12 protein-coding genes and 1 pseudogene are annotated in these 15,841 nt (G+C 65.1%); 3 read left to right on the plus strand and 10 right to left on the minus strand.

Translation table 11 applies throughout. The features are described 5' to 3' along the window. Nucleotides 1-45: 45 nt before the first annotated feature. Genes XI09_RS44210 through XI09_RS44230 form a run of 5 tightly spaced genes read right to left on the minus strand, consistent with a single transcriptional unit; the run spans nucleotide 46 to nucleotide 5,723 of the window. Entirely contained in the window at nucleotides 46-1,176 is a 1,131-nt protein-coding gene (locus tag XI09_RS44210) for an iron-containing alcohol dehydrogenase (RefSeq protein ID WP_271572570.1), read from the minus strand. A gap of 13 nt (nucleotides 1,177-1,189) precedes the next feature. Then, a complete protein-coding gene (pdxA, locus tag XI09_RS44215) occupies nucleotides 1,190-2,227 on the minus strand; it encodes a 4-hydroxythreonine-4-phosphate dehydrogenase PdxA (protein ID WP_271572571.1) in 1,038 nt (345 codons plus the stop codon). Continuing rightward, complete coding sequence (locus tag XI09_RS44220; protein WP_271572572.1) at nucleotides 2,224-3,330, minus strand: four-carbon acid sugar kinase family protein; 1,107 nt, start codon at nucleotides 3,328-3,330, stop codon at nucleotides 2,224-2,226. Before XI09_RS44220 ends, pdxA begins: the two co-directional genes overlap by 4 nt. Beyond that, on the minus strand, nucleotides 3,327-4,772 hold the full coding sequence (locus tag XI09_RS44225; RefSeq protein ID WP_271572573.1) for an FAD-binding oxidoreductase: 1,446 nt from the start codon (nucleotides 4,770-4,772) through the stop codon (nucleotides 3,327-3,329). The genes XI09_RS44220 and XI09_RS44225 overlap by 4 nt, the downstream gene beginning before the upstream one ends. A gap of 27 nt (nucleotides 4,773-4,799) precedes the next feature. Next, nucleotides 4,800-5,723, minus strand: a complete 924-nt coding sequence (locus XI09_RS44230; RefSeq protein WP_271572574.1) for a dihydrodipicolinate synthase family protein — start codon at nucleotides 5,721-5,723, stop codon at nucleotides 4,800-4,802. Between the two features lie 105 nt (nucleotides 5,724-5,828). On the opposite strand from XI09_RS44230, the gene XI09_RS44235 reads away from it, so the two are divergent. Continuing rightward, entirely contained in the window at nucleotides 5,829-6,704 is an 876-nt protein-coding gene (locus XI09_RS44235) for an IclR family transcriptional regulator (RefSeq protein WP_271572575.1), read from the plus strand. Between the two features lie 9 nt (nucleotides 6,705-6,713). Here XI09_RS44235 and rnz read toward each other — a convergent pair whose 3' ends face one another. The 4 genes from rnz to XI09_RS44255 form a co-directional block, all read right to left on the minus strand. Beyond that, nucleotides 6,714-7,619 (minus strand): ribonuclease Z, encoded by a 906-nt coding sequence (rnz, locus tag XI09_RS44240; RefSeq protein ID WP_271572576.1) that lies wholly within the window; start codon nucleotides 7,617-7,619, stop codon nucleotides 6,714-6,716. Nucleotides 7,620-7,686: 67 nt separating this feature from the next. Next, nucleotides 7,687-8,670, minus strand: a complete 984-nt coding sequence (locus XI09_RS44245; RefSeq protein ID WP_271572577.1) for an antibiotic biosynthesis monooxygenase — start codon at nucleotides 8,668-8,670, stop codon at nucleotides 7,687-7,689. A gap of 15 nt (nucleotides 8,671-8,685) precedes the next feature. Next, a complete protein-coding gene (gene guaD / locus XI09_RS44250; protein ID WP_271572578.1) occupies nucleotides 8,686-10,083 on the minus strand; it encodes a guanine deaminase in 1,398 nt (465 codons plus the stop codon). A gap of 15 nt (nucleotides 10,084-10,098) precedes the next feature. Next, on the minus strand, nucleotides 10,099-11,316 hold the full coding sequence (locus tag XI09_RS44255) for a multidrug effflux MFS transporter (RefSeq protein ID WP_271572579.1): 1,218 nt from the start codon (nucleotides 11,314-11,316) through the stop codon (nucleotides 10,099-10,101). A gap of 587 nt (nucleotides 11,317-11,903) precedes the next feature. Between XI09_RS44255 and XI09_RS44260 the strand changes: the two genes are divergently transcribed. After that, a complete protein-coding gene (locus tag XI09_RS44260) occupies nucleotides 11,904-13,412 on the plus strand; it encodes an amidase (RefSeq protein ID WP_442869662.1) in 1,509 nt (502 codons plus the stop codon). Between the two features lies 1 nt (nucleotide 13,413). Here XI09_RS44260 and XI09_RS44265 read toward each other — a convergent pair. Further along, nucleotides 13,414-13,563, minus strand: a pseudogene (locus XI09_RS44265) (TetR/AcrR family transcriptional regulator); the annotation flags it as partial. 460 nt (nucleotides 13,564-14,023) lie between these two features. Between XI09_RS44265 and XI09_RS44270 the strand changes: the two are divergent. Beyond that, a complete protein-coding gene (locus XI09_RS44270) occupies nucleotides 14,024-15,838 on the plus strand; it encodes a caspase family protein (RefSeq protein WP_271572581.1) in 1,815 nt (604 codons plus the stop codon). Nucleotides 15,839-15,841 lie beyond the last annotated feature (3 nt).

Raw genomic sequence — 15,841 nt, forward strand, 5'->3', positions numbered from 1 at the left:
CCTCTGTTTTCACTGTGTTGTTGATTGGCTGCGCGGCAGAAATAGCTAGAACGCGACCTCGTACATGTTCAGGATCGCATCCCGGCCGAGATCGCGCGGGTTGTTGTCCAGCAGGCGGCGAATGGCGTGCGCCTCGTCGGCCATCACGCCGAGATCATTCCTGGGCACGCCGAGCGCGGACAGCCGCATCTCGATACCGAGATTCCTGCAGAACTCGTAAGTTGCGTCGAACGCGCGTTTCGCATCGCCCTGCTCCGGCAGTCCGAGCGCCCGGAGCACCGCGACCGTCTTCGCCTCGACCGCCGGCATGTTGAAGGCCAGCGTGTGCGGGAAGATCACCGCGCAGGCGAGCCCGTGCGCAATATGATGGCGCGTGCCAAGCGGATAGGCCACCGCGTGGCCGGCGGTGGTGTTCACCGGCCCAAGGCAATAGCCGCCATAGAGCGAAGCCAGGGCAAGACCGGCGCGCGCCTCGCGGTCGCCGCCGTCGGCCACCGCGCGCTTGAGATAGCGCCCGACCAGCCGTGCACCCTCGAGCGCGTAGAGATCGATCGTCGGATGCGCCTTGCGGCTGGTATAGGCCTCGACGCAATGCGCGAGCGCATCGGCGCCGGTGGCCGCAGTGACCTCCTTCGGCACGGTCATCGTCAGGTCCGGATCGACGATGGCGATGTCGGCAAGCATGAAGCGGCTCTGCACCGCCTGCTTGTTCTGGCTGACGGGATCGGTGACGAGCGCACGGGTGCCGGCCTCGCTGCCGGTGCCCGACGTGGTCGGGATCTGCATCAGCACCACGCTGCGGCCGGCCACCTTCTCCGGCCCGACGATGTCGGCAAAGGCCACGTCGCTCGTGCAGAGCACCGCGACCAGCTTGGCGAGATCCATCGCGCTGCCGCCGCCGAAGCCGACGACGAGATCGGGCTTGGCCTCGCGCGCCATCGCCACCGCCTTCTCGAGATTGGGCAGGTCCGGCTCGGGCTTGACGTCGCCGAACACCTTCACCGCACCCGGCAGCGCCAGCATGTCGATGCGGCGCGCATTGAACGGATCGGAAATCACCAGCGGCCGCTTGGCGCCGATCCGCTCGGCAAAGCGCGCCGCAGCCGTGATCGTGCCGTTGCCGAATTCCAGGATGGTGGGACGTTGGATTTCGATGGGCGTGAAAGCGTTGGTCATCGTGCGGTCGATCTCATGATTTGGATGCGGAGGCGCCAGCGGCCAGCCGTTCGGCATAGTCGATGGCCTCGATCAGGCTGTGCTCGTTGGCGATGCCCTTGCCGGCGATGTCGAAGGCGGTGCCATGATCGACGGAGGTACGGATGATCGGCAGGCCCAGCGTGATATTGACGCCGGAGAGCTCCTGCCAGCGGCCGGTCGCGGGGTCGACCTGAAAGCCGAGCAGCTTGACGGGAATGTGCCCCTGGTCGTGATACATCGCGACCGCCGCATCGAACTGGCCGGCGCGCAGCTTGACGAAGATGGTGTCGCCGGGCACGGGGCCGACGACGTCGAGGCCGTCGGCAACCGCCTTGGCGATCGTCGGCGCTGAGACGTCGATATCCTGCCGGCCGAACAGGCCGCCCTCGCCCGCATGCGGGTTGAGCGCGGCGATCGCGATCTTCGGTTTGGCAATGCCGAGCCGGCGCAGCGCATCGTTGGTGAGGTCGATCACCAGGCGCAACCGCTCCGGCGTCAGACGCTTCGGCACGTCTTCCAGCGCGACATGGGTGGAGACATGGCTGACGCGCATGTTGCCGTGGGCGAGCAGCATCACCGAGCCGCGCACGCCGGTCAGATGGGCCAGCATCTCGGTATGGCCGGGGAAATGATAGCCGGCCTTGTTGAGGGCTTCCTTGTTGAGGGGGGCCGTGACGATGGCCGCGGTCCGGCCCGCCTGCGTCAGACGCACGCCCTGCTCGATCGCCTTGTAGGCGAAGCGGCCGCCATCGGCGCTGAGTACGCCCGGCTTGATCGGATCGCCCTCGACATCGGCCTGCAGGTAGCAGAGGTTGGGCCATTCGCGATCGTCGGCCGACACCTGCGGGATCGCAACGTCGGTGCCGAGCGCGGCCTTCGCGCCGTCCAGCGCCGCACCGCTGCCGATGACCAGCAGGCGCAGATCGCCCGTCGCGATCCGGTCCTTCAGCCCGACGCAGGCCTTGACGATGATCTCCGGCCCGATCCCGGCCGGATCGCCCATGGTGATGGCAAGATGACGAGAGGTCATGTCGGACTCTCCATTCTGAGCAAATGATTGTCCCGGAGCAGGTCGCGCCACAGCTCGCTGGGACCGAATGCGCCGGACTTCGAGACGACGTCAACGCCGCCCCAGCGACCGCCTTGCAGGATCGAGCGCGGCAATCCCGGAACGATACGTCCGGTCACCTGGAGCGCATGCGCGCCAAGGGCAACGCATGCGGCCTTCAGGGTTTCGCCGCCGGCAACGATCAATGTGCCGGGCGGTTCGAGCGCCGCGATCAGCGCTGTCATTTCGCGCGCGATCCGCCGTGCCGCCTCGGCGCGCGTCAGGCCTTCGGCGAGAGAGAATTTGACCAATGCGATTTCGTCACCGGCGAGCTTGCGCTGGACACGCGCCGCGCCCTCGCCTTCCGCAAGCGCGATGGTCGCCTCGCCGCATGCGGCGAGCTGCGACGCCGTGGCGGGCTGGTCGGAGCCGAACAGCCCCAGCACCGGCAGCTTCAACTGGCTCGGCGCATCGGCACGGTGGCTCCGGGCGAGCGCCCCGGCCAATCCGCCGCTTCCGCACCACAGCACGGGCCCCGGCATGTGCCGTCCCATCTCCACGACACGATCGAGATCGATGTCGCTCTCGGCATCGAAGACCTGAACGCCGGCCTGCGCCAGCGTATCAGCCTGCCCATGCCGCGCCTCGATGCCCTCAAGCTGCAATTGGGCGAGGAGATTGTCGCCGACGCGATGCCACTCGCCCTGCACCGTGCGCGCGAATTGCTGGCCATCGACGGTACGGCGCCCCTGATAGTCGAAGGCGGGTGCGACCACGCAAGATGCCCAATGGCCGCCGCGCAGGCAGGCGCCGAGCTCTGCCGCCCACGCCCCACGCAGGAGACTATCGACCTTCTTGTAGCCGATCGTCGCCCCGCGGAGCTGCGGCGCCAGCCGCCCGACGATCTCGACGCTCTCGGCCCTGGAGCGCTCCCGCGTGCCGCTGTCGATCGCGAGGCTCCGGGACCCTTGCGCCGCGGGCGCTTCCGGCCAGGTGACGTCGAACGGTCCGCACAGGCCGACGAACTCCGCCGCGGTGTCGAGCGCACCGGTGAGGTCGTCGGCAAGCAGGCGGACGCTCGTCATCGCCGCACGCCTCCCGCGGCAAAAATCTTGCCCGGATTCATCAGGCCATCCGGGTCGAGCAATTGCTTGATGTCGCGCATCAGCTCGATGTCGAGGGGATCGGCGACGCGGGCGAGCCGGCCGCGATTGGTGATCCCGATGCCGTGCTCGGCGCTGATGGCCCCGCCTTGCGCCGCGGTCTCGTCGTCGACGATCTCGTTGATCTCGGCCACCAGCTTGGCCGTCGCGTCCGGATCCTGGCAATGCACGCGATCGATCAAGGCCACGACATGGATGTTGCCGTCGCCGATATGGCCGTGCATGACCACATTCGCATGCGGCACGGCGGCCTTGATCCGGGCCTCGACATTGTCGACGAAGGCCGCCTGGCGCTCCAGCGGCACGACGCTGTCATGCGACACCACGTAACCGCTGCGCTTGTTGCCTTCGGACACGCTGTGCCGGACCGCCCAGATGGCCTTCGCCTGCGCCAGGCTGGAGGCCAGTACGGCGTCCTCAGCGAACCCCGCCTCCATCGCCTCTGCAAGCACCGCGGCCAGCGGCTCGTTCAGGTCCATGCCCGCGAGCGTGTCGGTCAGCTCGACGATCAGATACCACGGCGTCGTCAGCTCGAAGGGGATCGTGACATGCGGCACGGTCTTCGCGATCGCCTCGATCTGCGACCGCGACATGATCTCGAGGCTGCCGAGCCGATCACCGACAGCACCGCGCAGGCGCTGCATGATCTCGAGCGCCTGCTCGACACCCAGCAACTTCAATAACGCCAAAGCCGAGCTGCGCGGCGGCGCGAACAGTTTCAGCACCGCCGCGGTGACGATGCCAAGCGTTCCTTCGGCGCCGATGAAGAGCTGCTTGAGCGCGTAACCCGTGTTGTCCTTGCGCAGCGCGCGCAGGCCATTGAAGACGCGCCCGTCGGGCAGCACGACCTCTAGGCCGAGCACGAGATCGCGCGTCGGCCCGTAGCGCAGCACGGCGGTGCCGCCGGCATTGGTCGAGATGTTGCCGCCGATCTGGCAGGAGCCTTCGGCACCGAGGCTCAGGGGAAAATAGCGATCGACGTCCTGCGCCGCAGCCTGCACCTCGGCGAGGATGCAGCCGGCCTCCACGGTGATCGTGTTGGCGAGCGGGCTGACGTCGCGCACCGCCCGCATGCGGTCGAGCCGGATCACGACATTGCCCGCGCGGTCGTCCGGCGTCGCCGCCCCGCACATGCCGGTGTTGCCGCCCTGCGGCACGATCGCGAGCCGCCTTGCCGCGCAGAATTTGACGACGGAGGCGACCTCGGCGGTCGAGCCGGGCTTCACCACCGCGACGGCGCGGCCGTGATAGCGCCCGCGCCAGTCCACCACATAGGGCTCCTGGTCGGGCCCGGACGCGATGACCTGCTTGTCGCCGACGATATCAGCCAGCCCGGCCAACGCATCCTGGAAAGAATCGGACATCGGATCGCCTCGTCGCCCGCGCCAAGTCTAGACGGTGGCGGCAGCGAATGCAGCAGCATCCGCGAGCAGCTCTTTCACCTGAGCCGGCGGCAGCGATTCCAGCGGCGGCCGCAGCCGCTGCCATCCGGAGTGACCGGTACGCTCGGCCACCAGCGCCTTCAGCGAGGCCATCTGCGGGAACCGCGAGACCAGCTCGCGCGCCTTCACGATGCGCGCCTGCGCCGCCTTGAGCGCCGCATCGTCGTCGCTGTCGCGAAAGTGCTTGTAGACATAGGCGAGATCGCGCGCGACGAGATTGGAAGTGGCGGTGATGCAGCCCGCGCCGCCCTTGCGCAGCAACGGCAGGAGCAACGGATCGGCCCCGACCAGGACCGAAAAGCCGGGGAAGCGCTCGACCATCGCGGTCATGTTGGCGAAGTCGCCGGAGGAATCCTTGATGCCGGTGAAGGTCGCCGGATAGGCGGCACGCAGCCGCTCGATCAAGGCATGCGAGATCGGCTGCGCCGACATCTGCGGGATGTGATAGAGCACGACCTTGAGCCTGGCATCGCCGATGCGCTGCACGACTTCGCTATAGGAGGCAAAGATGCCGTCGTCGCTGACGCCCTTGTAGTAGAACGGCGGCAGCATGACGACGGTGTCGACGCCGACCGAGAGCGCGTGACGCGTCAGCGCGATGGTCTCGCTGAGCGCGGCAACGCCGGTGCCGGGAAGAAGCCGCTGCGGCGCGATGCCGGCGGCCACCACGGCTTCGAGCAGCGCGGTGCGCTCGGCGGCCGAGAAAGAGTTCGCCTCGCCCGTGGTGCCCAGCAGCGCGATGCCGTCGCAGCCTTCATCCAGGAGATAGCGGCAATGCGCGACGAAGCGCGCATGATCGGGGGCGAGCTCGGCGTCGAGCGGCGTCAGCGCGGCGGAGAACACGCCATGAGGGTGCAGCGATGATGTCGACAAACTTCCTCCGATCGTCAAATCGATATTGTTCGGAATGCGAACATTTGTTATGATCTGACATGTTGGTAGGATCCGGCTGCCGCCGCGTCAAGGGCGACGGCTGTCATGGCAGGGCATTCAAGCATGGCCAAGGCCGAAAAAAAGGCCGCAAAGCGGAAAACGGAAACAGCGCCGCAAAATCCCAAGAAGGATCCAAAGAACAATCCCAAGAATTACGTCGCTTCCGTCGGCAAGGCGTTCGCGGTGCTCAGGAGTTTCACCAGCGAGGCCTTCGAGCTCACCCTGAGTGAAGTTGCCGCACGCGCCGATCTCGATCGCGGGACCGCGTTCCGGCTGATCCAGACCCTGATCGAGCTCGGCTATCTCCAGCCGGTTCCGCAGAGCCGCCGCTTCCGCCTCGGGCTCGCCTGTCTCGACCTCGGCTACACCGTGCTGTCGCACGGATCGCTGCGAGCCATCGTCGAGCCGCTGCTGCGCGACCTCGTGCCTGAGGTGGGCGATGCGGCCTCGCTCGGCATTCTCGACGGCGGCGACGTGATCTACCTCGCGCGCGTCGGCGCCGGCCTCGACCGCCACAAGATGGATCGGCGGCCGGGTTCGCGCATTCCCGCCTACAGCGCCGCGCTCGGCCATGTCATGCTGGCGCATCTGGCGCGGGACGAGCAGATCGAGCGACTGGAAGCGCGCCCGCGCGTCAAGCTGTCGGAGCGAACGCTGACCGATCTCGATGCCCTGCTCGCCCGGCTCGATCTGGTGAAGAAGAAAGGCCATGCCGTCTCCGACGGCGAAAACGCCTATGGCTTGCGTACGCTGGCGACGCCGATCTTCGACGCCCAGGGTGTTGTGATCGGGGGATTGAGCGTCACCATCGACGCAATGCGCATGGACATGCCGGCCTTTCGCGACCAGGCGCTGCCGCGGCTCATGCAGGTGACGCGCCAGGTGCAGGACATCGCGATCAAGTCGGGATTGTCTGGCTGAGAGCTGCGACTAGACGACGATGTGATCGAAGTCGGCTGCGATCCGGCTGTTCGGGAAGATCCTTGCCGCCTCGGCCAGGATCTCTTCGTCCTCGTAACGTCCCGACATATGGGTCAGCACGAGCTGCCCGACATTGTTCGCGGCCGCAAAGGCGGCTGCTTCTGCTGCGGTGAGGTGGCCGTAGTCCCGCGCGGTCGGCGCGTCGCGATCGACGAACGTCGCCTCGATCACCAGCATGTCGCCGTCAGCGACGTATTGCGACAGCCCCTCGGTGGTCTCCGTGTCGCCGATCACGACGAGCTTCCTGCCGCCGCTCGGCGGCCCCAGCACGTCCTCCGGATCAATCGTCCGGCCACCTTCGATCACGACCGGTCGGCCTTGAGCCAATTCGCCGCGCAAGGGACCGTCGGGGACACCAAGGGTCGTGAGACGATCGGACAGAAGATGGCGGCGTGCGGGGCTCTGGAAGGAGAAACCAAAGCTGTCGGTGTCGCGATGGCGGACTGGAAAGCAGTCGATCGTGAAGTCGCCGGCATCGATGACCTGGCCCTCGGTGAGCGGCGCGAACGCCATGGGGATCGGCGCCCTGCCCGCGCCCCACAGGCCCGCCAGCATCCGGATGACGATGTCGAGTGTGCCCGGGCCGCCATGAATGGTCATCACGTCGGAGTTCTGCCGCAAGCCCAGCGTCGAGAAGAGACCGGGGATGCCGAGCACGTGATCGAGATGAGCGTGCGTCAGCAGGATGCGATCGAGCCGCCGGAAGCCGGCGCCGCTGCGCAGCAGCTGGCGCTGCGTGCCTTCGCCGCAATCGACCAGGATGCGCTTGCCCGCCGCCTCCACCAGGAGGGCGGGATGGTTGCGTTCCGCAGACGGAACGCTGGCCGAGGTCCCGAGAAATGTCAGGGCGAACATGCGCGTCAGTGTCCTGAGACCGCCGCTCTTCCCGACAGCACCGGAGCGGCCGGCACGGTGGACGGTCTCACCGTCCCCAATGCCATGCGAGCAGCAGCGCGTACAGGCCCATTGACGCAGCGTAGAGCGCGGCAAGCAGTGCGTATCCCGCGATCTGGCGACCGAGCGCCGCCTTCGGCGCAACCCACCAGTCCAACGCCCTAAAGGCGGCCGGCACCAGCCACCAGCCGAGCAGCTGGGTGCTCACGAGATTGCCAACGAACAGCGACAGCCAAACCGGCACGCCGTGGCTGTCGATCAGCGGCCGGCTGATGAGATAGCCCCAGAGATAGACCACCGGATAGAGCACCAGGAGCACGATGAGGTTGCTCTTCCAGATCAGCGCCGGGCCTTGCTCCGGCGCCTGCGTCTTGCCGGCCGGGAACCAGAAATTGAAGCCATAGCTCGCCCGCTTCACGTTCATGCCGGCGTTGAAGCGCGCGCCCTCCTTGAGCAGGGTCTGCCGCAAGGGCGAGTCGAGCCACGCATTGAGGTTGGCATCACTGTCGAACGACAGGATGACGATCCACTCCTCGTGCAGGCCCGGAATCGGCCGCTCGATCTTGTGGCGCAGAAAGCCCTTGAACTCGGCCTCCGCGGCCTGGATGCGCTGCTGCCATTTGAGGAATGTGTCCTCGAGCCCGTCTGGTACCTTGAACGAGATCACAGCAGAGACCGCGCTGTCGCGCTCAACGCCGGTATCCGGCAGGATATGGACGTCCTCCGAGCCGACGAAGAAGCGCTGCACCTGTCCGATCAGCCGCGCCCGCACCTCGCTCTGAAGCCAGGCGCGTGCTGCGGCCGGGCTGGCGAAGCGCAGGATCGTCACCCAGTCCACATGCGCCGGCGGCTGCGGCGGCACCACCTCCTGGCTGAGGAAGCCCGGCCACGCCTTGAGCGCCTCGCCGACCTCGCCGTTCCACCGCGAGAACGCGGCAAAGCCGTCGTCGGCGATGCGGCGCTGGATGACGAGGGCGACCGGCTGGCCGGCTGTGTCAGGAGATGCGCTCATCGGCGGCTATCCGCTTCAGCTCTTCTTGTAGAGACGCTTGCCCATCACCCAGGTCTCGTCGACGCAGCGATCGTCGCCGACCATCATGATGGCGAACAGCATGCTCGCGGCCTCATCCATCGTGCGCGGGCCGGCGCCGTCGGCGATCAGCGACTGGTGCCACGCTTGCGCGACTTGCCCGCCGTTCGGATCGAGCGCGATAAAATCGGCCTCCTTGCCGGGCTCGAAATTGCCGAGCTTGTCGTCGATGTAGAGGCCTTCGGCGCCGCCGAGCGTGACTGACCAGAAGCCACGATAGGGCGATAGCTTGTTGCGCTCGGCTTCCGCGAGGTCCTTGCGCGATGGATCGATGCTGCCGTCGAGCATCGTGTTGTTGCACATGCCGACCTTGTAGGCGTCGTCGAGCACGGAGATCATCGAGAAGCGGTTGCCGCCGCCGACGTCAGTGCCGAACGACATCTTCACGCGATGCTCGGGATCGGTGGCGCGGCCGAGACGGAACAGGCCACTGCCGAGGAACAGGTTCGAGCACGGGCAGAACACCACCGCCGCGCCCTTCTTGGACATGCGGCGGAATTCGTTGTTCGAGAGATAGACGCCATGGCCGCCGGAGAACTTTGGACCGACCAGGTCGAACTTCTCGTAGACGCCGAGATAATCCTGGCAATCCGGGTGCTCGACCAGCACGCCGCTGCACTCGGCCGGGTTCTCGGAGATGTGGGTATTAACCCAGCAGTCCGGGTGCTCGTGCTTGAGGCGCTGACACGCCTTCAATAGCTCGGGCGAGGCGCCGAAGGCGAAGCGCGGCGTGATGGCGTAGAGGTTGCGCCCCTTGTTGTGGTATTGCGCGATCAGCCGCTTGCTGTCGCGATAGAAGTTCTCCGGGGTATCGATGAATTCGGCCGGCGCGTTGCGGTCGATCCCGGTGAGGCCCGCGATCACGCGCATGTTGCGCCTGCTCGCTTCTTCGAACAGCTCTTCGGTCGAGACCGGCGAGGAGCTGGTAAATGCCTGGCAGGTGGTGGTGCCGGCGGCGAGCAGTGCGTCGAGAAAACGCTTCACGCCCTCGCGCGCGTAGTTGCGATCCTTGTACTTGATCTCCTCGGGATAGATCGACTTCCGCAGCCACGGCAGCAGTTGCTCGCCATAGGCGCCGAGCACCCGGGTCTGCGGCAAATGGATGTGGCCGTCGATGAAGCCCGGAACGATGATGCGGTCCTTGATATGGGTGACCTGCACGCCGGGATGTGCGGCGGCAATCTTCTCGTAGGGACCGAACGCCTTGATAACGCCGTCGGTGACGACCATGAGGCCGTCCTGATGAAAGCGCGCGGCGGCCTGCTCGTTGCCGACGTGCTTCCAGGGATCGTCGACGAAGTCGAAGAACGTGCCGCGAATACCGACGGTGGTCATGAATTGGGTCCTTCCTTAAGTCTGTGTGGCGTGGCGCGCCGCGGGCAGCGAGATCGCAAGCAGCGTGCCCGCAACAGTGCAGAGGCCGAGATAAAGCCATCCGATCGGCGCCTGCGTTGCTTCAGGCAGCACCGCCGCGATCGCCATGGCACCGCTCACCGCGAGGTAGCAGAGCGCGCTGATGAGGCCACCGATCAGGCCGTGGTCACGCTCGAACAGGCCGAGCGCCATGCCGTACATCATCGGGCACAACACGCCGCAGCCACCGAGCACCAGCGCACCGCCGATCGTGATGGACTCGAAATCGAGACCGAAGACCATGCCGGTCGCGGTCAGGACCGCAGCACCGGCGAGAAACAGCGTGAAGGCGCCGGAGCCCAGCATGCGGGCCGGCATGACGCGCGCGAAATGCGCGCAGCCGAGCTCACCGGCGAGATTGACGCCGCCAAGGCCGAGCGCGACGAGGCCGTAGATGGCCGCCGAATAACCGAGGCCGGTCTGGTAGAAGAAGGGCGCGACGACGCCGAATGCCAGTTGCGCGCTGGCGGCAGCTGCAAAGACCAGCACGAAGGCCAGGAAGCCCGGACGGACGAGCGCCTCGCGGAGGATGCCGGCGGTGCGGCGCGGATCGAACGGTGCGCGGCGATCCGCCGGCAAGGTTTCGGGCAGCAGCACCACCACGATCGCGGCGACGATCGCCGCGGCAATGGCGATGATGACGAACACCCCGCGCCACGACGTCAGCTCGACGATGAAGCCGCCGGCCGCCGGCGCCAGCACGGGTGCGAGCCCCCAGGCCGCGCCAAGCAGGCCGGAGATTGCGGTGAGCTCGCGGCCGCGAAAGCAATCGGCCGCGACCGCGTAGGCAACGACCAGGCAGGTGCAGCCGCCGACGCCTTGCAGGAAGCGCAGCGCGAGCAGCAGCGAGGCGCTGGTGGCGAGCGCACAGGCAATGCTCATAGCGATGAGCACCGATAGCCCTGCAAGCAGGACGTTGCGGCGACCCAGCGTATCGGAGGCGATGCCGACCGGCACAAGCGCGAGGCTCATGCCGAGCATGTAGGCGGTGACGGTGTTCTGCATCGACGCCGGATCGGCGGAAAGGTCCACCACCATCTGCGGCAGGCCGGGCGTATAGGCATCGAGCGGAATCTGGCTGAACGGCACGACGCACAACAGGATCGGCACGATCCCACCCTTCGCGCGACCGGCGTCAGAAGCAAGTGCTGTCATGGGTAACGCCCCCTCGATGCCCGCGGGTCCTATCTTTTCGTGCGCGCAATGAGATGCGACGATGCAGGTTGCGGATATTGACGCGCGGAGCGTGCCAGGACTGTGTGTAAGAATTCTTAGGACTTCCGGTTGAATACGGACTCTGACGGCTGCTGTTGCTCTGTCTCTGTCGGAACGCTCGGACAAAAAACGCGAAAACAACCCAATGCACAGTACAAATCATTGAGGAATTTCGCTCCGCGCGGCGCGAGCCCCGCCGGCGCGGACGTTTGACACGTCGGGCAAGACAGGCGCAGGATTGCATAATCGCCAATTGTGAAATTCGCCGTCGAGCCGACGCCATTAACCGTTCGGAAGACATCGCTGTTTTCGGACGGTGCCGTCCCCCAATCGGCAAGCAGGTCTGGTGACCGCTGCGCGGCCTCCTCATCCCGTTTTCAAAATTGCATGATCCATGCTTGGGTCGGCTCGCGAATTGCAGCTTCGCAGCCCAGATGGAGCGCAGCGTAATCCGGGTCTTGCATCCGCATTGGGATATGTCCCGGATTGCGCTACGAAGTATCAGCAGCCACACAATGGAGATCGTGATGCAGCGCGGGTTGGCCTCGGATGCCGCCGACTTGGATTACGGCTCGATCAGCGCACTTCTGGGTGCCCTGCACGCACGCAGGATGTCTGCGTTAGAGCTGCTCGAACATACGATCACGCGCATCGAGGCGCTGGACGGGCGGATCAATGCCGTCATCGTTCGCGATTTCGATCGCGCAAGAGACGCCGCGCGCGCCGCCGACGCCGCGCTTGGCCGCGGCGAGCGCCGGCCATTGCTCGGCATCCCCGTGACCTTGAAAGAACCGTTCAACGTCGCCGGCCTGCCGACGACATGGGGCTTTCCACATTTCAGGGATTTTCAACCGGCGGAAGACGCCCTCGTCGTCTCGCGGTTGAAGGCGGCGGGCGCCATCATCATCGGCAAGACCAATATCCCGATCGGGCTGCGGGATTTCCAGAGCTACAACGACATCCACGGGACGACGAACAACCCGTGGGATCTCGGCCGATCACCCGGCGGCTCCTCGGGAGGATCGGGCGCGGCGCTGGCCGCGGGCTTCGGTCCGCTCTCGATCGGCTCGGATATCGGCGGATCGATCCGGGTCCCTTCGCATTTCTGCGGCGTGTTCGGACACAAGCCGAGCCTCGGCCTGGTCCCGCTGCGCGGATACAGCCTGCCGCCGGCCCCGCCCGTCCCTGGCCAGGGCGATCTGGCTGTCGTCGGACCGATGGCACGCACGGCCTCGGATCTCGCCCTGGCGCTCGACGTGATTGCCGGCCCCGACGAGACGCGGGACGGGATCGGCTATCGCCTGGCGCTGCCGGGCCCGCGACACGACCAGCTGAAGAATTTCAGGATCCTCGTGATCGATACGCATCCGTTGATGCCGACGGGTGACGCCGTGCGCTCCGCGATCGGACGGCTGGCGGAACGGCTCGCGCGATCGGGCGCACAGGTCGCGCGGTCGAGCACGTTGCTACCAGATCTCGCCGAATCCGCGCGGCTCTACATGAGGCTGTTGAACGCCGCGCGAAGTCCGCGCCTGACCCCGGCCGCCCTCGCAGAGGCGCAAGGACTTGCCGCAGCACTGGCGCCCGACGACCGCAGCCTGCACGCCGAGCGCACGCGCGGCTGGGGCATGACCCATCGCGAATGGCTGGCGACCGATGCGGCACGCCTGCAACTGCAACAGAAATGGCAGCAGCTCTTCCGCGACTTCGACGCGGTGATCTATCCGGCCGCCGCCGTGCCGGCCTTTCCGCATGACCAGTCCGAGCCGTTCGACGCGCGGCAACTCGACATCGATGGAAAGCTCTACAACTACTCCGATGCGTGCTTCATCTGGGCGGATCCTGCTTCGACCTGCGGACTGCCGGCGACGGCCGTTCCGATCGAGCGCACGCCTTCGGGCCTGCCGATCGGCGTGCAGATCATCGGACCCTATCTCGAGGACCGCACGACGATTGCGCTGGCCGGACTGATTGAACGCGAGTTCGGCGGCTTCGTCCCGCCGCCGGCGCTCTCTGCAACGTCATTCGCGAAATGAATCACGTTCTCTCGGCCGACTGCGCCTCGACCGCCTGCACCGCGACGCTCGCCACCTGCCGCAGCGCGTCGCGGTCCGCTCCCGAAGACGCCATCACGCCCATGCCCACTGACACCGTCGAGACATAGCGCGCCAGCGCGGCTCGGTCGGTCTACTAGTCGGCGATGCCCATTAAGATCTGCTCAGCGACATCGCGGCCTTAAGAGTTCAAGGTCAAGGAACCTGCCGAACCGGTCCCTAAGGAAGCCTCCGAGGATAGCCGCGGTCCTTGCTCGCCTCGGATCGCACTCCCGACGCAAGCATCGGATGTGCCACATTCACCATGTTCTTTGGGCCGCAACCTGAAGCTGCCGCCGTCGATGGCGCAAGCCCTCAGAGTTGAACCCCCCCTAAGCAATCGGGCAGAGAACTTCCGATAATACATTGGATACTCGCAATTATTTCGCCGGCGACCACCGCAACTGTTGAGCGAAACGAGAGGTCTGGCGCTCCGAACATCATCGGCCCTGTTCCAGCAAAGCAATTGTGTCCGGAACTCAAGTCGCGCTACAAGCACAGACGCAGAGCGTGCCGACTTCAACCGGTGCGGGAGCTGCGTGTGCGAGGTCGGGATGCCAAGCCCCCTGTTTGTTGCCATCGGCGTACACAAGGCCGCCACGATGCCACAGCTCGACGGTGTCCTGACTTCGGTCGACCTATTTTCGACTTGGGCGGCAAGCCAGGGATACGAGGTTATCAAGATCGACGACGCCAACGAGCGCGTCACGGTCGCGCGAATCAAGGACGAGCTCACGCCGATCAGCGCTGTTACCGGCCAGGTCGATCCAAAACGTCTGCTCGATCGCCCTCGCATCATCGTCTATTTCTGCGGCCACGGGATTCACGCAGCGCAGGACCAATATTGGGTTCTCTCAGCGGGACCCAAGCAGCCAAACGAGCGTATCAGCAGGATCGGATTTCGCGACATACTCGCGACATACGGACCGAAGCAAATCGCGATCTTCAGCGATGCATGCCGTAGTCCGCTGGTTGTGCAGGGCCTAGCGAGTTCGGTCGTCGATGCCTATGAAGGTGACGCTAAGCCTATTCAAAAAGACAATTTCTTCTCCTCGCAGGATGGCGAGCAATCCTTCGCCGTGCCCTCGAAGAACGGAAAAGCTGCCTATTGCATCTTCTCCAACGTATTGATCCGCGCTCTCTCCCCACCTGAAGATTCAGAGGCGCTTGACCAGACCTATTTGGAGACAGGTCGCAGGATCGTTTCCAGCCAGAGTCTCGCCGACTACCTCGAAAGCAAAGTCCCCGAAGCGGCACTTGATGTCCAAAGGTGGCAGGTACCACAATGTGACGCCGGATTCCGCCCGAAGATCAACGACTATGTCATATTTGGAAAGGTTGGAGAGGCAAGCGGCCGATTCGATACCGGAACACGAGCAAGGAAGACAGAGGCCCAACGCAAAGAGGCGCGTACCACGGCCCAGTTACGACGAATTGCAAACTCTCGGTCAGAATGGAAAGGCCCGTACGTCGCTGAACTGCAGCCTCTCATCGGGCCCGTAGTTCGGGACTATCCGCAAGCCCCTCTACTCCTCTCTAGCGCAACGGACATACCACACGTTCACGCACCAAGTTTCAATACCAGCGCACCAATTGGCAACGACCTTATTGAACGTCACCCCTCGGGCCCGAGATGGAATACGTTTGCGCTGTTCGAAAGACCGTACACGGCGACCAGCCGAAGCGGTGTCGCTCTCATCCAGATGGAAGATCTGTTCACGACACTTCCCTTGCACCGCCGACTTTGGTGTACAGCGCTCATCAACAAGGGAGATGCGGCTGGTATCGAGCTTCTGGCCTGGGGCGCAGAATATCCATCCCCAGGCACAGAGCTTACGGCTGCGGAGGCACTCAAGGGTCTTTCAGCAGGGACTCTTTCTGCCGAAGACATGTCCATACTTGCAGAAGGTATTCGCTACGCGAAGCATGCGGACCCGTTATATGGGGTCGTCGCGGCGTACCTTTACAATGCCGTCGGCGATGTAGAGAACATTCGCAGAATGTGCTACTATTATCAGAGGCACGATCAGGACGTGCCTTTCGACATTGCTATGCTTGCTCAAGTGGAGCTCAAGAGGCGTCGCGATGGTGGCTTTCGTATCGAGGTTCCCGCGGTGGCGGAGACTCCCAAATCCAGGCGACGATTTCGCTCCGCAAGCTTCGTGTGGGAAAAAACTCCCGAGACTGCAATCGATGTCGCGGGGATAACACCACTGCTTCGCGCGGGTTGGCAACACATCGAGAAAAGCCGACATGACGTCCATCGAAAATGCTGGGAGTTAACGGGGAAGCTCACGCCGTCTCCAATCTCGACGTTCGAGGGCGACGACGTCGGCGAAAGTCTGCTTGAGATCCTGCGGGAGTTGTGATTC

Source organism: Bradyrhizobium sp. CCBAU 11386 (assembly GCF_028128955.1).
Classification (GTDB): Bacteria; Pseudomonadota; Alphaproteobacteria; order Rhizobiales; family Xanthobacteraceae; genus Bradyrhizobium.